At 33.2% G+C, this 17678-nt stretch carries 16 protein-coding genes; 6 read left to right on the top strand and 10 right to left on the bottom strand.

Annotated features, from left to right (window positions below):
• From C8N41_RS15925 to C8N41_RS15915, 3 genes are all read left to right on the top strand, one after another.
• Nucleotides 1-282 (top strand): T9SS type B sorting domain-containing protein (locus C8N41_RS15925; RefSeq protein WP_147298972.1); only part of this gene is annotated, 282 nt, incomplete at its 5' end.
• 140 nt (nucleotides 283-422) lie between these two features.
• Complete coding sequence (locus C8N41_RS15920; RefSeq protein ID WP_115839982.1) at nucleotides 423-1052, top strand: NAD(P)H-dependent oxidoreductase; 630 nt, start codon at nucleotides 423-425, stop codon at nucleotides 1050-1052.
• 76 nt (nucleotides 1053-1128) lie between these two features.
• Nucleotides 1129-2319, top strand: a complete 1191-nt coding sequence (locus tag C8N41_RS15915; RefSeq protein ID WP_115839981.1) for a DegT/DnrJ/EryC1/StrS family aminotransferase — start codon at nucleotides 1129-1131, stop codon at nucleotides 2317-2319.
• Between the two features lie 212 nt (nucleotides 2320-2531).
• Here the strand turns inward: C8N41_RS15915 and ribB are convergent, their stop codons facing one another.
• The 8 genes from ribB to pheT form a co-directional block, all read right to left on the bottom strand.
• Entirely contained in the window at nucleotides 2532-3683 is a 1152-nt protein-coding gene (ribB, locus tag C8N41_RS15910; protein ID WP_115839980.1) for a 3,4-dihydroxy-2-butanone-4-phosphate synthase, read from the bottom strand.
• 31 nt (nucleotides 3684-3714) lie between these two features.
• The gene (locus C8N41_RS15905) at nucleotides 3715-5718 is read right to left on the bottom strand and encodes an LptF/LptG family permease (protein WP_115839979.1); all 2004 of its coding nucleotides are present in this window, start codon (nucleotides 5716-5718) and stop codon (nucleotides 3715-3717) included.
• Nucleotides 5719-5791: 73 nt separating this feature from the next.
• On the bottom strand, nucleotides 5792-6433 hold the full coding sequence (locus tag C8N41_RS15900) for a LolA family protein (RefSeq protein WP_115839978.1): 642 nt from the start codon (nucleotides 6431-6433) through the stop codon (nucleotides 5792-5794).
• Nucleotides 6434-6500: 67 nt separating this feature from the next.
• Nucleotides 6501-8945, bottom strand: a complete 2445-nt coding sequence (locus C8N41_RS15895; protein ID WP_115839977.1) for an FtsK/SpoIIIE family DNA translocase — start codon at nucleotides 8943-8945, stop codon at nucleotides 6501-6503.
• 33 nt (nucleotides 8946-8978) lie between these two features.
• Nucleotides 8979-9674 (bottom strand): M15 family metallopeptidase, encoded by a 696-nt coding sequence (locus C8N41_RS15890; protein ID WP_249033293.1) that lies wholly within the window; start codon nucleotides 9672-9674, stop codon nucleotides 8979-8981.
• A gap of 249 nt (nucleotides 9675-9923) precedes the next feature.
• Nucleotides 9924-10292, bottom strand: a complete 369-nt coding sequence (locus C8N41_RS15885) for a diacylglycerol kinase family protein (protein WP_115839975.1) — start codon at nucleotides 10290-10292, stop codon at nucleotides 9924-9926.
• A 7-nt stretch (nucleotides 10293-10299) separates the two neighbouring features.
• The gene (tpx, locus tag C8N41_RS15880) at nucleotides 10300-10800 is read right to left on the bottom strand and encodes a thiol peroxidase (RefSeq protein WP_092443633.1); all 501 of its coding nucleotides are present in this window, start codon (nucleotides 10798-10800) and stop codon (nucleotides 10300-10302) included.
• 159 nt (nucleotides 10801-10959) lie between these two features.
• Nucleotides 10960-13386, bottom strand: a complete 2427-nt coding sequence (pheT, locus tag C8N41_RS15875; RefSeq protein ID WP_115839974.1) for a phenylalanine--tRNA ligase subunit beta — start codon at nucleotides 13384-13386, stop codon at nucleotides 10960-10962.
• Nucleotides 13387-13504: 118 nt separating this feature from the next.
• Here pheT and C8N41_RS15870 point away from each other — a divergent pair, with 118 nt between their 5' ends.
• Complete coding sequence (locus C8N41_RS15870; protein ID WP_115839973.1) at nucleotides 13505-14722, top strand: peroxiredoxin family protein; 1218 nt, start codon at nucleotides 13505-13507, stop codon at nucleotides 14720-14722.
• Between the two features lie 37 nt (nucleotides 14723-14759).
• Here C8N41_RS15870 and C8N41_RS15865 read toward each other — a convergent pair whose 3' ends face one another.
• Entirely contained in the window at nucleotides 14760-15143 is a 384-nt protein-coding gene (locus C8N41_RS15865) for an iron chaperone (protein ID WP_115839972.1), read from the bottom strand.
• Nucleotides 15144-15427: 284 nt separating this feature from the next.
• On the bottom strand, nucleotides 15428-16141 hold the full coding sequence (locus tag C8N41_RS15860; protein WP_115839971.1) for a peptidylprolyl isomerase: 714 nt from the start codon (nucleotides 16139-16141) through the stop codon (nucleotides 15428-15430).
• A 2-nt stretch (nucleotides 16142-16143) separates the two neighbouring features.
• Here C8N41_RS15860 and C8N41_RS15855 point away from each other — a divergent pair, with 2 nt between their 5' ends.
• Nucleotides 16144-16785, top strand: a complete 642-nt coding sequence (locus C8N41_RS15855) for an NUDIX hydrolase (protein ID WP_115839970.1) — start codon at nucleotides 16144-16146, stop codon at nucleotides 16783-16785.
• A 49-nt stretch (nucleotides 16786-16834) separates the two neighbouring features.
• Nucleotides 16835-17635 (top strand): lysophospholipid acyltransferase family protein, encoded by an 801-nt coding sequence (locus C8N41_RS15850; RefSeq protein WP_092443621.1) that lies wholly within the window; start codon nucleotides 16835-16837, stop codon nucleotides 17633-17635.
• Nucleotides 17636-17678: the final 43 nt, after the last annotated feature.

The raw sequence follows: 17678 nt of genomic DNA, 5'->3' as shown, positions 1-17678 counted from the left end.
GAGTCTATATTTGTTATTGATTACCCATTGTACTTTACCCCTAATGGAGATGGAACTAATGACACGTGGAATATTGAAGGTATTGGAAGTAATGCCATCATTTACATCTTTGACCGTTACGGTAAGTTATTAAAGCAATTGAGTCCTGATGGAGAGGGATGGAACGGTACATTTAATGGTAACGCGTTACCAACAAGCGATTACTGGTTTACCGTAGAATACGACGAACCAAGTACAGGTCAACGCAAAGAGTTTAAAGCGAATTTTACTTTAAAGCGATAATATTTTTAAAATAAAAGAAGAGTTCAAAGCTGAATAACGTTTTTTGTTATTCAGCTTTTTTTCATTGTAAAATATTCGACTAGATGTCAATTTATAGTTGAAACGATATATTCTGTATTTTTGACAAAAATTAAGAACAAATGTCCATTATAGAAAAGTTGCAATGGCGTTATGCGACCAAAAAATTTGATGCTACCAAAATACTATCAAAAGAAAAATTAGAAACTTTAAAAGAAGCTTTTAATTTAACTGCTTTATCCTACGGCTTGCAAACCTTAAAGCTCGTTATTATAGAAGATAAAATAGTAAGGGAGCGTTTGGTAGAAGTGGCTTATGGTCAACGCCAAGTAGTAGATGCATCTCATTTATTGGTGTTGTGCATTCAAAATCAAATTGATAGTAAAGATGTTTATAATCATTTTGAAACTATTAAGGCCATACGAAATACGCCTGATGAGATTTTAGAACCTTTTAAAGAACAAATGAAATCCACAATAGAGGATATGAAAACGGACAAGAAAGTTGGCTGGGCAACACGTCAAGCTTATATAGCTTTGGGTAATTTAATGACCGTCTGTGCTGTAGAAGGTATCGATAGTTGTCCTATGGAAGGTTTTATACCTAAAGAATTAGATAAAAAATTAGCTTTAGAAAGTTACGGATTAAGTTCGGTTTTGTTACTACCAGTGGGATATAGAGCAGCTGACGATATGTTTGCGGATTTTAAAAAAGTAAGACAACCTATTGCAAAAACCGTTATAGAATTATAGCTGTTTTAATAGCTTAAAATATCTAAAATGATATCTTTGTTTTAAGACTAAAAACAACACAAAACTAAAATTAAATATGCCAGGATTCGAGTTATTTAGCGATTTAGAACGCAAAGAAGTAAATGATGTTTTAGATAATGGAGTATTAATGCGTTATGGATTTGATGGTATGCGTAAAGGCCATTGGAAAGCTAAAGAATTAGAATCAGAATTGGCGAGCACTTTTCAATCTAAACACGTTCAATTAGTTTCTAGTGGTACAGCCGCTGTATCTGTAGCTTTAGCATCTGCAGGAGTAGGAGCTGGTGATGAAGTAATTATGCCAACGTTTACTTTTGTGGCTAGTTTTGAAGCGATAATGATGCTTGGAGCAATTCCAATCTTAGTCGATATCGATGACACCTTAAGTCTAGACCCAAGAGCAGTTGAAGCTGCAATTACACCAAAAACAAAAGCGGTAATGGTGGTACAAATGTGCGGTAGTATGGCAAATATGGACGCCTTACAAACTATTTGTAACACACACAACTTATTATTTATAGAAGATGCTTGTCAAGCTATTGGAGGCACCTATAAGGGTAAGCCACTAGGCAGTATTGCAGATATTGGTTGTTTTTCATTCGATTTTGTAAAGACGATCACTTGTGGTGAAGGGGGAGCTGTAGTAACAAATAATAAAGGTTACTATATAAATGCTGATCATTATAGCGATCATGGTCACGATCATATCGGAAAGGATAGAGGTGCAGAATCGCATCCGTTTTTAGGCTATAATTTTAGAATTTCAGAATTACATGCAGCCGTTGGTTTAGCACAAGTAAGACGATTACCTGAATTTATTTCTATTCAAAAACGTAATTATACCATTTTACGAAATGCTTTGGAAAAAGTATCTGGAGTGACGTTTAGAACCGTTCCTCAAGGAGGAGAAGAAAGTTATGCGTTTTTAAATTTCTTTTTACCTGATTTAGAATCTGCAGAGAAAGTTGCAACAGCATTTAAAGAAAATGGAGTAGATGCGTGTTGGAATTATTACCATAACAACTGGCACTATATTAAAGAATGGAATCATCTAAAAGATCAGAAATCATTATTTCCAATTTCAAAAGAAGTCAGAGAAGGTTTAGAATATCTTCAAACAAAAACCTTTGAACAATCGGACCATTATATCGGTCGAAATATTTCTTGTTTAATTAAATTGTCTTGGACGGAAGAAGAAGTTAAAGCACGAGCGGAAAAGATGGCGAATATTATATCTTCTATGTAATTTTGTATACCGTATTTATATACTTAGGTATACAAATTTTATCATAATTGTAACTTAAAAACAACTATTCAAGCATATTGAACCTATTGAAAATTAGGCTTAATATGCTTTGTTTTATGCTTATAAGAGTATAGTATCTACTGTGTAGATCTCTAACTCTAAATGCATATTACCTAAAATAAGTTGTTAATAAGCGTCTGTAGTCCTCGTTACTAATAGTTAACATATTCAACAATCTCCAATCCATAACCAATCATTCCAACACGCTTGGTTTGGAGACTGTTTGATATAAGTTTTAATTTACTGATTTTAAGATCGTGTAAAATTTGAGCACCAATTCCAAAATCTTTGGTATCCATACCTAAACTAGGTGCTTTTATTAACTCGCCTTCTACCTGACTATCTTTTAGTAAAGAAAGACGAGTAAGGAGATTCATGGCTTCTGGCTGTTGGTTAATAAAGATAATAGCTCCTTTACCTTCTTTATTAATAACATTGAACATATCATCTAATTTCTGATCTGCATTATTAGTCAATGCACTCAAAATATCACTATTTACTAGCGTATTATTAACACGTGTACAAATAGGTTCATCAGATTTCCACGTACCTTTAGTTAAAGCGATATGAACTTGATCGTTTGTAGTTTGTTGGTATGCTCTTAATCTAAATTTACCAAAACGCGTTTCAATATCAAAATCTTCTTTCTTTTCAATTAAAGAATCGTGCTCCATGCGGTAAGCTACTAAATCCTCAATAGACACAATTTTTAAATCAAACTTTTGAGCGACTTCAAGTAATTGTGGTAATCGTGCCATGGTGCCATCCTCGTTCATGATTTCAACAATTACACCAGCAGGTTCAAAACCAGCTATACGTGCAAAATCTATAGCAGCTTCCGTATGACCTGTACGTCTTAAGACTCCACCTTCTTTAGCAATTAACGGAAAAATATGTCCTGGTCGTGCTAACTCAAAAGGTTTGGTGTCTTTATTCACTAAAGCTTTTACCGTTTTTGCTCTATCGCTAGCAGAAATACCTGTGCTAACACCATTTCCTCTTAAATCTACAGAAATCGTAAAAGCGGTTTCCATAGGATCCGTATTGTTGCGCACCATCACATTAAGCTCTAAATCTTCGCAACGATGTTCAGTAAGTGGCGCACAAATCAACCCTCTACCATGTGTTGCCATGAAATTGATCATTTCAGGAGTTACCTTTTCGGCAGCCGCTAAAAAATCACCTTCATTTTCTCTATTTTCATCATCAACAACAATTATAACTTTACCTTGCTTAATGTCTTCAATGGCTTCTTCAATAGTGTTAAGGCTAGTTTGAGTATTCATAGATGTTGTAGTGGTCATAATATTAATTTTAGACGATGCAAAGATACGCTTATTTTATATTCTGAAGACAGCTGTGATAGAAGTCTTGAGAAATTCTACTTCTTACAATGATATATTTTAAAGGATAAATAGGAAGTGTTAATGCCAATAACAAAGGATTAATACGCTTTCCTTTTTGATTGATGGTTTTATAGAACTTTGAATACACATATGCATTCACAATCACATAAATGATAAAAAAGATAAAGGCAATAATACTTAGAGTAATTCCTGTTTCTGCCAGTTCAGGAAGCTTATTGTTTTTAAACACAAAATGTAAGACTAATAATACAACTCCAATACCATAGCTTATTAAGCTTGTTTTAGAATAATCCTTATAATCTCTTAATAAAACTCTAGCTTTAATTAATGTGTTTGGGATTTCTAATCCTTCAGTTTGTAAACTTTCTAATGAAATATTACGGTTTAGAAGATTATGAAGCGCAATCTCTTTAGGCTTTTTATCTATATCAAAATCATCTTGTTTTTTTATAATAGCGATTAATTCTGCGATAGAATATTTTGAATAGAAATTATATACCTTAGTGTCGCTCTCTGAAAGTTGAAGCCTTTGTTTTGGATTGAATAATCGCTTTAATGGAACTAAAATTTGATCAAATTGAAAAACTCCTTTATCGTTAGTAGCTCGCGTAGTTAAATAAATACTTAGAGGTAACATTACGGCTGTAGAGAGCCATGTGCCAATTACTGGATTAAAACTACCTTTTTCTGCACTGTTTTTAGCAAAAATACTAAAGAAGTGATAAGCAAGAAATAACACAATAGCAATAACCATTGGTAATCCAAGTCCTCCTTTACGGATTAAAGCTCCTAGAGGTGCTCCTACAAAGAACAGAATAACACAAGCAAATGCTAAAACAAATTTATCTTGCAATGCAATGATATGTTTGTTCAGATGAACCTGTTTAATTTGTAAGTTCTTCTTATTAGAATCTAAAATTTGTCTGGTACTATTAGAAGAGTTTACAGCTAAATTAAGAATCTGAATTTTTTGTGCAGTCTTATATAAACTCAACGGATCTTCAATAGGAATTATTGAGTCTTTTGGTATATTTTTTCTTGTCTTAGAAGTATCTATATTTATATTAAGTGATTCAAAAGTACTACGATTGTATAAGGTTGATGATAAGGCGTTGTAATCGTTTCTTTTCATTTGCTCTAAAGTGTCAATTTGGTTACTCAATTGACTTACATTTAACATGTTGTATCTGTTAGATTGGCTTTTTTCGTCTAAATCTTCATTATTCAAGATTTCTAAATCTACATTAGTGACATAGGTGTCAAAATAACTTCTGACGTGTGGTTTATTTTTATTCTTCTTTAAATCATTGCTAATAATTTCTTCATAAAAATTACCATCTTTTAATTCAAGTTGAAGAATATTAGAATCCGTACTACTTTTTAGTTCCCCTTTTTTAGAAACAATAACTTTATAGTTTCCTCTTCTGGTAGTGCTTTTTTCATGGATGACCACACCTTCTAAAAATTGCCCTCGATCTCCAGATTTTTTAGCAACCTTAATATTAATATTTCCAATTTCATTAAACTGACCTTCTGCAATTGCTAAGGCAGGTTTCATTTTAGCGATGTTTCGTCTTAGATTATAAAAATTGTACTCTCCCCAAGGAATAACATTATTCGAAAAAAAGAAACAGGCTATACCAAGAGCAACGATGAAAACACTTAAACTTCTCATGGCACGTTGCAATGAAATACCAGTAGATTTCATGGCTGCAAACTCGTAATTCTCAGCAAAATTACCAAAAACCATTATAGAAGATAGTAAAATGGTAAGCGGTACTACCAACGGAATAAGCCTTGGCATATAGTACAGAATAAATTTAGCGGTCACTATTACGTCCAAATCCTTACCTGCAAGTTCGGAAATATATAACCAAACTCCTTGCAAAATAAAGATGAACATGAATATAATAAAGACGCTAAAAAACGTCCTTAAGAAAGTGATAAGTATGTACCTATCTAATATTTTCACACTGTTAAAAATTTAGCCTAATATCAATTTTAGAAAAAATGAAATTTACGCGATTATATTTATTTAAATTGTATTAATCAATATTATTGATAAAATAATCGCTGTATTTACTTTTGTCAAATGTAAATAAGGTTTTTGATATAGGTTGGTCGGTTTTAAAAGAATTAACAGTTAATGTTGTTTTAGTGCCATTTTTACCAACTTCAATTAAATTGTAAATGTGTTTTGTAGTCGCGTCAACCCCCAAGAGTACATGTTTTATTTCAGAATTTGTATCCATCGGAGTTAGCTTTACATACTGAATTTTTCGTCCTTTCACATTTTGAACGATATCCATTTTATAGCTATAGCCATCTTCGTAAAATGACAACATTTTACTTGGTGTTATTGTACTTTCGTCTTCCGTATTATCAGTAGAAATAGTAACTTCTTCATCCTCAGGGCTAATGGTATATAAGGTTTTTCCATCAAAAATTCTTGTAATTCCTAAGATATTGAGTTTGTATTTATCAGACGCAATAACCACATCTCCACGTGTTTCTTGACTAATGTTTTCGCTAATATTATTCAGTTCGTACTTAAAGTCTAAACTAATGTTTTTATAGTTTTTAATTTTTGTACTCACTTCATCAAGTAATGTTTCGGCTTGCTTATCATTTTGAGCAAAAGTGTTGAAACCTATAGCGAGACATGCGATAATAATTAAATTTTTCATTCGTGTTTTTTTCTTTTTAAAATATTATAAAATGATGTTTTTATTAACTATTGATAGTCTTTACTTATTACTGTTCATTTTCTAACAACTGATCTAAAGCTACTAAATCTGGAACTAAAACTTGGCGTGCTTTACTGCCTTCAAAATTGCCGACAATACCTGCAGCCTCGAGCTGGTCAATGATACGGCCTGCTCTGTTATAACCTAATTTTAGTTTTCGTTGTAATAAGGAGGCTGATCCTTGCTGTGCTGTGACAATTAATTCCGCAGCTTCCCTAAACAGTTTATCTCTATCGGATATATCAATATCAAGATTTGTGCCACCTTCTTCACCAACATATTCTGGCAGTAAATGTGCGTCTGGATAAGCTTTCTGAGATCCAATAAATTCTGTGATTTTTTCAACCTCTGGTGTGTCTACAAACGCACATTGAATTCGGATTAAATCATTACCTTGAGTATATAACATATCTCCACGACCAATTAATTGATCTGCACCAGAACCATCTAAAATGGTACGAGAATCTATTTTACTGGTTACTCTAAATGCAATACGTGCAGGGAAGTTGGCTTTAATAATACCAGTAATAACATTTACCGAAGGACGTTGCGTTGCAATGATTAAATGAATTCCTATGGCACGTGCCAGTTGTGCTAGCCTCGCAATTGGTGTTTCTACTTCCTTACCAGCGGTCATTATTAAATCGGCAAACTCATCGACAACCAAGACAATATATGGTAAAAACGCATGGCCATCGTTAGGGTTTAATTTGCGGGCTTTAAACTTTGCATTGTATTCTGCAATGTTTCTACAAAATGCATTCTTCAACATTTCGTATCGGTTATCCATTTCAATACAAAGTGAATTTAAGGTATTAATCACCTTTGTATTATCTGTTATAATGGCATCTTCGCTATCTGGTAATTTTGCCAAATAATGACGTTCTATTTTATTGAATAGCGTTAATTCTACCTTTTTAGGATCTACCAATACAAATTTTACTTCCGCAGGATGCTTTTTATAAAGCAAGGATGTAAGTACAGCATTTAGTCCTACAGATTTACCTTGACCTGTGGCTCCGGCCATTAGCATGTGTGGCATTTTAGCTAAATCCACTACAAAGGTTTCATTACTGATGGTTTTTCCAAATGCAATTGGCAATTGCATTTCTGATTTTTGAAATTTTTGAGATGCAATAACAGAACGCATAGATACAATAGTAGAGTTCTTATTAGGAACCTCAATACCAATCGTACCTTTACCAGGAATCGGTGCGATAATTCTAATACCTAAAGCAGCAAGGGATAAGGCAATATCATCTTCTAAATTTTTAATCTTTGAAATTCGGATGCCAGCGTCAGGAACAATTTCATAAAGTGTTACTGTTGGACCAATCGTGGCTTTAATACTTGTAATTCCTATTTTGTAGTTGAGTAAAGTTTCTACAATTCTATTTTTATTTTCTTCTAACTCTTCTTGATCGATGGAAATCCCTTCGTTATCATATTTCTTTAATAAGTCTAACGTTGGAAATTGATATTTTCCTAACTCTAATGTAGGGTCAAATTGACCAAAATCTTCCACCAGTTTATCGGCTAAGTTATCGGATTCTGATTTTTCCTCTTCTACAGTTTCTACTTTCATTTCTAATTCCGAGGTCTCAATAGTTTCTTCCTTTGGTTCTTCTGTAAGTTCCATGGTAAGGTTCTCTGCTGGTGAAGTGGTTTTAGTAACGGGTTTAGAGTGCTTACTTATAGTGGGTTCTGCTTTTTCTAAAGGAATTTCAAAAGCAGATTTAATGTTTTCGGCTTCCTCCGTTAAACTATTGTCTAATACCACGGCAGGTTCTGGATTAGATGTTGTATTATCAGATTGTAAATCTTCTTTAATGGAGCTTTTTGCACTTTTAAAACTGTTTAGAATAGTATCTCCGGTAAGTTTAAACCTAATGGCTAAATAGGTGATAAGTCCAAACACTAATAAAAGAATAGTTCCAATTTTTCCTATATAATCTTGAATAAATTGATTCATTTCAAAACCAATAGTTCCTCCTAGAAAATCGAATTTATGAGTAAAAAAACCAAAAAGAATAGATAACCAAACAACGATGAGTGTGCCCCAAATCCAGTGTGTTCTAAGTTTAGACTTTTTTAAATTAAGAGAAACATAAACACCTGAAAGAAAAAGCAATCCGGCAAAAATAAAAGAAGGTAAACCAAAACCTTTTGTAATAAATAGTTCGCTAACCCATGCTCCAAGTTGACTTGCCCAGTTTTTGTATTCGTTAGAGCGTTCTGGGAAATTATGAAGCGCACTTTGATCTTCCTTGCCTGTAAATACAAAAGATAAAAATGATATAAAAAGGAGAACACCTAGTATTATAAGAAAACTTCCAAAAATAAGTTTTTGTTGATTAGTTAACTTAAGCGAAGGTGTTTTTAAACCCTTCTTTGTCTTAGTTTTAAAGGATGCTTTAGTTGTAGTTTTCTTTTTTGTTGTTTTTTTTGCCATGCTTACTTCCTGAATGTTTCAGAAATCTATTATTTAATTGTAATTTTTTGCTGCTTGAGAAATACCATTTACGTAATTTTCTATAATACGAAGGTCTTTAGCTGTTTCAAAACCTTTAAAACCATTAATATCATCAACGTTTATATTTGCATTATAAAATTCTAAATAAGGTTTTGCTAACGGTAAATACGACCAATGCCACTTTTCTAGGTTATAACCAGTTCTTCCATTTTTTTTGTTGGTATATACTTGGTAAAATCCAAAACGATGTGCATTAGAATTTAACCAATTATAAAGTGCTTTTCCTTTTTCAGTGCTAAAATACGAATTACTTAAATTATTTAGGTCTAAATCTGTTCCCCAATGATGACGAGAAGAACTAGGCATAGAACTGTATTCTAATATTTTTTGAGCACGGTGTAAAGGTTTAAGATTAGAATACGCATTCCATTTGCGTTCCCAAATGGCTTTTTGTTCATTAAAATTACGTGTGCCAGATAAAATAACTAGAAAAATACCATCTTGCTTTGCGGCATTATACATGTTTATAAATGCATCATTAACCTCACTTTTTAAATATAATGGTTTTGCCGAATATTCTGAGTTGACTTTAACGAAAGTTGAATCTGTTTTATAATTAAACGTCCCTAATACAAAGGCTTTAGTAATATTAAGTTCCTTTTTTTTGATTGTTGGTAATGTGTCTATTATAACTTTTTTAGTTGCCAATTCATTTTTGTTTTTAGCCTTTGAGTTGCAACTATAAAGGCAGATAAGACATAAAAATGTGGCAATTAATAGTTTCATTGAAGGTTAAAAGTAAGATTTGAGTTTGATTAGGACAAAAATACAAATATGAAACGTTAATCGAATTGATTTTGGTATGTAAAGACAATATATATTTGGAGACCACCCATAACAGAACTAACGCTACACCATATGGTTGTATGCGTTAAAATTCAAATTATTAATCTGATATTAAAAGAATTTAGGAATGTAAATAATACCTGCAATGATCACGGCTGCGATAGAAGCAATTAAAACAGCACCAGCCGCAACATCTTTTATTAAGCCTATTTTTTTATGGTAATCAGGATGTATAAAATCGGCAATGGCTTCAACAGCTGTGTTAAGACCTTCAATACTTAGCACTAAACCAATCATGGTTACTTGCGCTATCCATTCTGTTTTTGAAATATTAAAATAGAAGCCAGCAATAGTTACTGTCAATGCAATACACAGCTGAACTTTAATACTGGCTTCTGTTTTAATCAGAGTGATCATGCCTCTAAAAGCATAACCCACACTTTTAATCCTGTTTAATATAAAAGGTTCTTTTTTTTGCATGCAGTGTTTATGATAAACTTGCTAAAGCACTTTCGTAATTTGGTTCGTCTTTAGTTTCTGAGACTTGTTCGGTATAAAGTACGGTGCCATCTGTATCCACAACGACAATACATCGTGATAATAATGATTCTAAAGGTCCGGTTTTAAAGGTTACTCCATAATCCTCACCAAAATTACCAGTTTTAAAATCTGAAAGACTTTCTACATTATCTAAACCTTCAGCTCCGCAAAAACGCGCTAAGGCAAAAGGTAAATCTTTAGAAATACATAAAACTTTGGTGTTGTCTAATGCACTCGCTTTTTCATTAAATGTTCTTACAGACTGAGCACAAGTACCTGTATCTACACTCGGAAAAATATTTAAAACTAATCGGTGACCTTCGTAATCTGAAAGCGATTTAGTTGATAAATCGGTTGCTGTTAATTTAAAATCTGGTGCTTTATTTCCTGTTGATGGTAATTGTCCAATGGTTTCTATAGGACTTCCTCCTAATGTTATATTTGCCATGTTTAATATATTTTTTTAGTTTGTTAAAAATACCAACTTTTATAATGACTTCTCTTAAATAAAGATTAAATATTAAAAATCAACACCTTCACTTTTTAAGATGTAAAAAAGCCCTTAAATAATAGATATTTAAGGGCCTAGTTTTATAATTTAAGATTGTTATCTTAATTCGGCAGCAAGCTTATTTTTAAAATTAGCTTGTAGTTTAGACATTATTTTATCGATTTGCTTATCGTTAAGCGTTTTGTTTTCATCTTGAAAAATGAAACTTACTGCATAACTCTTTTTGCCTTCTGGTAAGTTTTTACCTTCGTAAACATCAAAGAGGTTAACATTTTTAAGTAGTTTCTTTTCTGTTTGTTTTGCAATAGTGTCAATATCTTCAAAAGAGACAGTTTGGTCTAGTAACAAAGCAAAGTCGCGCCGCACAGAAGGATATTTTGATATGGCGTTGAATTTAATTTTGTTGTGTTTTGCCATCTCTAATACATTATCCCAATTAAAATCAGCGAATAATACATTTTGAGTAATTCCGAAGTGTTTTAAAACAGATTTCTTCACCAAACCAAAATCTACAATTTTTTTCTTTCCAATAGAAAAGCTCATCCCTTCACTAAAAACATCAGAGGAATTTGGTGACGATTTTAAACGGGTTAGGCCCAAACGTTCTAAAATTGCTTCAATAGTTCCTTTTAAATAAAAGAAATCACTTGGGTTTGTAGCTGCATTCCAGCGTTCTTCAGTTTTGTTACCTGTTACAAATAGCGATAAGTGTTTAAATTCTTCACGAGCATCAGAGAATTGGTGGTAGGTTTTGCCGTATTCAAATAGCTTTAAATCGCTTCGTTTTCTATTAATATTATGGGCTACAGCTTCTAAGCCCGAAAATAATAAGGACTGCCTCATTACCTCTAGATCACTACTTAGAGGATTAATCATGGTTACATTATGCTCGGCGTTTAAATCGGCACTCAATTCAACATATTTTGGTGTTGTTAATGAGTTGGCCATTATTTCAAAAAAGCCTTGAGACGCTAACTGATTACCAATAATATTTTGAAGTTTATAATCTTCAAAACGCGATGAGTTTGAAATAGAAGCATTTAACTTCTTTGTTGTCGCAATATTATTATACCCATACACACGAAGGATTTCTTCAATAATATCGGCTTCACGTTGCACATCATTTCGGTATGCAGGTACGGTTAAGCCTAAACCAGCTTCCGTTACATTATTTACCTTTATTTCTAAAGACGATAAAATACTTTTAATGGTTTCTTCAGGAATGGTTTCACCAATTAGTTTTCTAGCATTATCAAAACTTAATCGTACCTCAAAATCTTTAATTTTCTTAGGGTAGGTGTCTACAATATCGCTCGTAATTTCACCACCTGCAATTTCAAGAATTAAAAGTGCCGCTCGTTTTAAAGCGTATTCCGTAAGATTTGGATCAATACCACGTTCAAATCTAAATGAGGCATCAGTATTTAAACCGTGACGTTTAGCGGTTTTACGCACGCTTACAGGATTAAAATATGCACTTTCTAAGAAAATACGAGAGGTGTGTTCTGAAACACCAGAATCTAAACCTCCAAAAACACCAGCAATACACATAGGCTTTTGAGCATCACAAATCATTAAATCATCTTCGTGTAATTCGCGCTCAACACCATCTAAAGTGGTGAATTTTGTACCAGCTTCACAGGTTTTAACTTCTATTTTACTTCCCGAAATTCTATCACCATCAAAAGCATGTAAAGGTTGTCCTAGTTCGTGCAACACATAATTGGTAATATCTACAATGTTGTTTACAGGAGCTAAGCCTATAGATTTTAAACGGTTTTGTAGCCAAGCCGGAGAAGTCTCTACTTTAACACCAGAAATTGTAACACCACAATAGCGTGGAGCTTTGTCGTAATCTTTAACATCGACATCTACTTTGTACGCTCTTGCATCTACGTGATAAGAACTAACAGAAGGTGTAATAAGCTCTAAGGAAATTTCCTTTTGCAATAAACCTGCTTTAAGGTCGCGTGCTACGCCATAATGACTCATAGCATCAGCTCTGTTTGGCGTTAAACCAATTTCAAAAACCTCATCGTTTTCAACTTTAAAAAGTTCAGCAGCTAGTGTACCGACTTTAACATCGGCATCTAAGACCATAATACCATCGTGAGATTCACCAAGACCTAATTCGTCTTCGGCACAAATCATACCATGACTTTCTTCACCTCTAATTTTTCCTTTTTTAATAGTCCAAGCTTCTCCCTCTGCAGTATATAATGTTGTTCCGATAGTCGCTACAGGTACTTTTTGTCCGGCAGCAACATTAGGTGCGCCACATACAATTTGTACAGGAGCATCGCTACCAATATTTACCGTTGTTACTTTTAAACGGTCTGCATTTGGGTGTTGTACACACGTTAATACTTCGCCTACAACGATACCTTTTAAGCCACCTTTTACAGACTCGTATGTTTCAATCCCTTCTATTTCTAAACCAAGATCAGTTAATAATTCGCCCGTTTTTTCAGCGTCCCAATCCGTGTTTATAAACTGTTTTAGCCAGTTGTATGAAATCTTCATTTTTTCAATTTATTCAGGGCACAAAGATAGTAATTCAAAGTATGTTGCGAAATTTGATTTTATCTTTTTTATGTAAGGTAATTGTTGTTATTTCGAACTTTATTAAAAATCATTATTTATGCGCCCTTTATTTGCTTGTATTATAACGTTATTGTTTTTTTCCTGTAACGAAGAAATTAAGAATAAAACCTTAGAAGCAGGTATGTATAGAGCTAGACTAGAGGTTCAAGATAATGAGGTGTTGCCCTTTATTTTTGAAGTAACATCTCCGGATCATTTAAAAATTTACAATGCAGAAGAACGTATTGAGGTTGATGAAATAACATATAAAAACGATTCGGTTTATATTAAAGCTCCTGTTTTTGAAGGATATTTGGTGGCAAAAATTAATAATGACCATAGCTTACATGGTTATTATATTAAAGAAGCTTTAGATAGAACAGTGCCGTTTAAAGCCGAAACAAATCAGACAACAAGGTTTAAAGTTACCTCGCAACCAACAACTGATATTTCTGGTATTTGGGAAACCGTTTTTGACAGAGGAAATGGTGCAGAAGAGTACCTCGCCAAAGGTATTTTTAAACAAGAAGGAGGAAAAGTAACAGGTACCTTTAGAACCACTACTGGTGATTATCGTTATTTAGAAGGCGTTATGGATGGTGATGTTATGAAACTTTCAACTTTTGATGGAGCACATGCTTTTCTCTTTATCGCCAAAGTTACGGACTCTACAATGCAAGGAACCTTCTATTCAGGAAACCATTGGAAAGTACCATTCGACGCTAAAAGAAATGCAGCTTATAAACTGCCAAATGCAACAGAACTTACCTTTCTTAAGGAAGGCTATGATAGTTTAGAATTTACATTTCCTAATAGCTCTAATGAAATGGTTTCTTTAGATGATGATCGTTTTAATGGTAAAGTGGTCGTCGTCCAAATTATGGGGTCCTGGTGTCCTAACTGTTTAGACGAAAGTAAATATTACACTGAGTACTATAAAAAGAATAAATCGAGAGGAGTCGAAATTGTTGCACTAGCTTTTGAATATGCTAAAACCAAAGAAAGTGCGTTTAGTAGTATTGATAGGCTACAATCAAATATTGGAATTGATTATCCTATTCTTTTGGCACAATATGGGAGTTCTGATAAAGCTAAAGCTCAAGAAAAACTTCCGATGTTAAATCGGGTGTTATCATATCCAACCTCTATTTTTATTGATAAATCGGGAAAAGTGCGAAAAATTCACACCGGATTTAATGGACCTGCAACAGGTGAAAAGTATGTGGAATTTAAAGCAGAGTTTGAAGCTTTTGTTAATACATTGCTAGATGAATAATAATATATAGAACAGTATAAAAAAGCGAAAAATAAGGTTACTTATTTGATAATTCATTCTTTCTAAATACAACCATACGTTTTATGAGGTCTTTTGGTAATGGTTTATTAAATTGAAATTTTACTGTGCCTTTGCCTAATTCATAATTTTTTAACTCATCCGAAAAGTGTTCTACAGCTCTTTGATAAGGATAAAAGCTAACATACTTTGCGTAGGCCACGATCATTAATTGTTGTTTGGGTTTGGTTTCTGGGATAAGCGTAAAAGAAGGAACTTTATAGTTAGGGATTTCTCTGGCTTCAGGAACAGCCTCTTTTATTAAACGTCTTAGTTCTGTTAAAATTATTCTGGCTTCTTCATTTTGATTGTTAATGTAGTCGTGAACGGTCTTATAGCTTGGCATGGCTCCCTTTTTTCCCATTTAGGTTGTATTTAAATTAAATTATTTTTAGTAAATTACAATAATAGCTTATGTAGAAATTAGAGAATTAACTCACTAATTTTACAGGCAGAAAGATACTTAATTTATCGTAAAGAGGGCTTGAGTTTAAGAGTAAGCGAGAGATGAAAGATTATAACTGGTTTAAAATGTTTTAATAGATAAGATGATCTTTATGATTAGTCTATAAAATAGATAAAGGATTAAACTATAGCTATCGATTTATTTTAAAATACAGCACTTTAATGTTCAATATACAAGAACAATTATTCAATCAATTCGACTTTCCTTATATACACATTTTGTAACGGCCAATCTCCGTCATCCGTTTTCACGGCATTAATTTTATCTACGACGTCCATACCGGAAGTAACTTCGCCAAAAACAGTATAGTCATCGTCCAAATAATCCGCTCCTCCAGGCCGTTGAATAATAAAAAACTGAAAAGGAGAGGCTAATTTATAAGCGTTATCAATTTCGCTACTTGGCATCGATACAGCTCCACGTTTGTGAGTGTAACCATGCTTGGTATCTGGAGGTAGTAGGTATTTGCCAATTTTCTGTCGTCTTTTAGCAATATTGTAATCGTCACTGCTACCTCCTTGGATAACAAAATCTTTTACCACTCTATAAAATTGTGTGCCATCAAAATATTGACGTTTAGTGAGGTAAACGAAATTAGCTCTGTGGAACTTAGTTTTATCATAGAGTTCAATATCTATACTTCCGAAGTCGGTTATAATCCGAATTTTATTTTCTGGGTTTTCTTTCTCATACTCTAAAAAGAAGTCCATGGCATTTTGATCCGTAAGTTTTGGGTATTCTGAAGGTTTGGGCTTTTTAGGTTTAGGATCTGTTGTAATCGCTATAGAATCTTTTATAACCGTAGTATTTGTTTTTTTTGAAGTTTGTTTATCTTCACAACTCATAAATAATAATCCAATCCCGAAAGCCATCGGAAATAGTAATAGAAATCTCATAAATGCTTTTTAATTCGTTTTTAGAATCTGTAGTAAAAATAAAACATCTAGAACTTTTTGGCGAAGACTCTCATGTAAAAATGTCGCCTCCTTACCGTTTAGATATGGCAGAACAGATGAAAGAAAAGTCTAGAACGGCGAGAAGGGCAGGAGTAATGGCGCTTTTTTATCCTAAGGCAAGCCAAACGATGTTAGTGTTAATACTGCGCAAAACTTATAAGGGTGTCCATTCTGCTCAGGTGGGTTTCCCTGGTGGTAAATATGAAGATTCTGATGATAGCGATTTAATGCGTACCGCAATTAGGGAAACTGAAGAGGAAATTGGTGTCGACCCATTAGATTATAAGGTATTAAAAACAATGTCACCATTATACATTCCTCCAAGTAACTTTATGGTGCATCCTTTTCTAGGAGTGTCTGAAAAAGAATTAACTTTTGTAAAGCAAGATGAAGAAGTAGAAAAAATCATTGAAGTTAAACTTGCTGATTTTCTAAATGATTCTAATACCATAACCGCAACAGTACCAACTTCTTTTAATGTCGATTTGGAGGTGCCAGCCTTTGTTTTAAATGGCCATGTGGTTTGGGGAGCAACAGCTATGATGCTCGGAGAAGTAAAAGACTTGTTAAAACAAGTTTTATAATTTAACTTAATGGTTACATTTGTAGTCGACAAAATTTGAAAAATTAATTATGGGATTATTCAAAAAGAATCCTTTTGGACATATACTTTGGGTAAAAAAATGGCTTATTAGAATTCTGGGTGCATTTACACACAGACGTTTTAGAGGTTTTAACGACTTACAAATTGAAGGTTCTGAGATTATTAAAAACCTTCCTGATACCAATGTATTGTTTATTTCTAATCATCAAACGTATTTTGCTGATGTTATTGCTATGTTTCATGTGTTTAATGCCAGTTTAAGTGGACGATTAGATAGCATTAAAAATGTGGGGTATTTGTGGAATCCTAAACTGAATATGTACTACGTTGCTGCTAAAGAAACCATGAAATCGGGTTTGCTTCCTAAGATATTTGCTTACACTGGCTCTATAAGTATAGAACGTACTTGGCGCTCTAAGGGCAAAGATGTTAACCGGCAAGTAAAAATGAGCGATATTACCATGATTAAAACAGCTTTAGATGATGGTTGGGTTGTAACTTTTCCGCAAGGTACAACGACACCTTTTAAGCCGATTAGAAAAGGTACAGCTCATATAATTAAAACGTATAAACCTATTGTTGTTCCTATTGTTATCGATGGATTTAGGCGTTCTTTTGATAAAAAAGGACTCCGTATTAAAAAGAAAAATATTTTTCAATCTTTTGAAATTAAAGAGCCTTTAGATATCGATTATGATAACGAATCCATTGCAGATATTGTTGAAAAAATTGAATATGCTATAGAGCAACACCCTTCATTCCTTAAAGTAATTCCACGAGAAGTATTAGAAGAAAACGAGCGACTTAATAAAGAGTTGCGAGAAATGTAATACATTTTTGAACTCAAAGCGCTTGTGTAACGCGTAGACTAAA

Source organism: Winogradskyella sediminis (assembly GCF_003387355.1).
In the GTDB taxonomy this organism is placed as follows: domain Bacteria; phylum Bacteroidota; class Bacteroidia; order Flavobacteriales; family Flavobacteriaceae; genus Winogradskyella; species Winogradskyella sediminis.
Note: the sequence above shows the minus strand (reverse complement) of the source record. Positions and strands in the feature narration are given on the sequence as shown.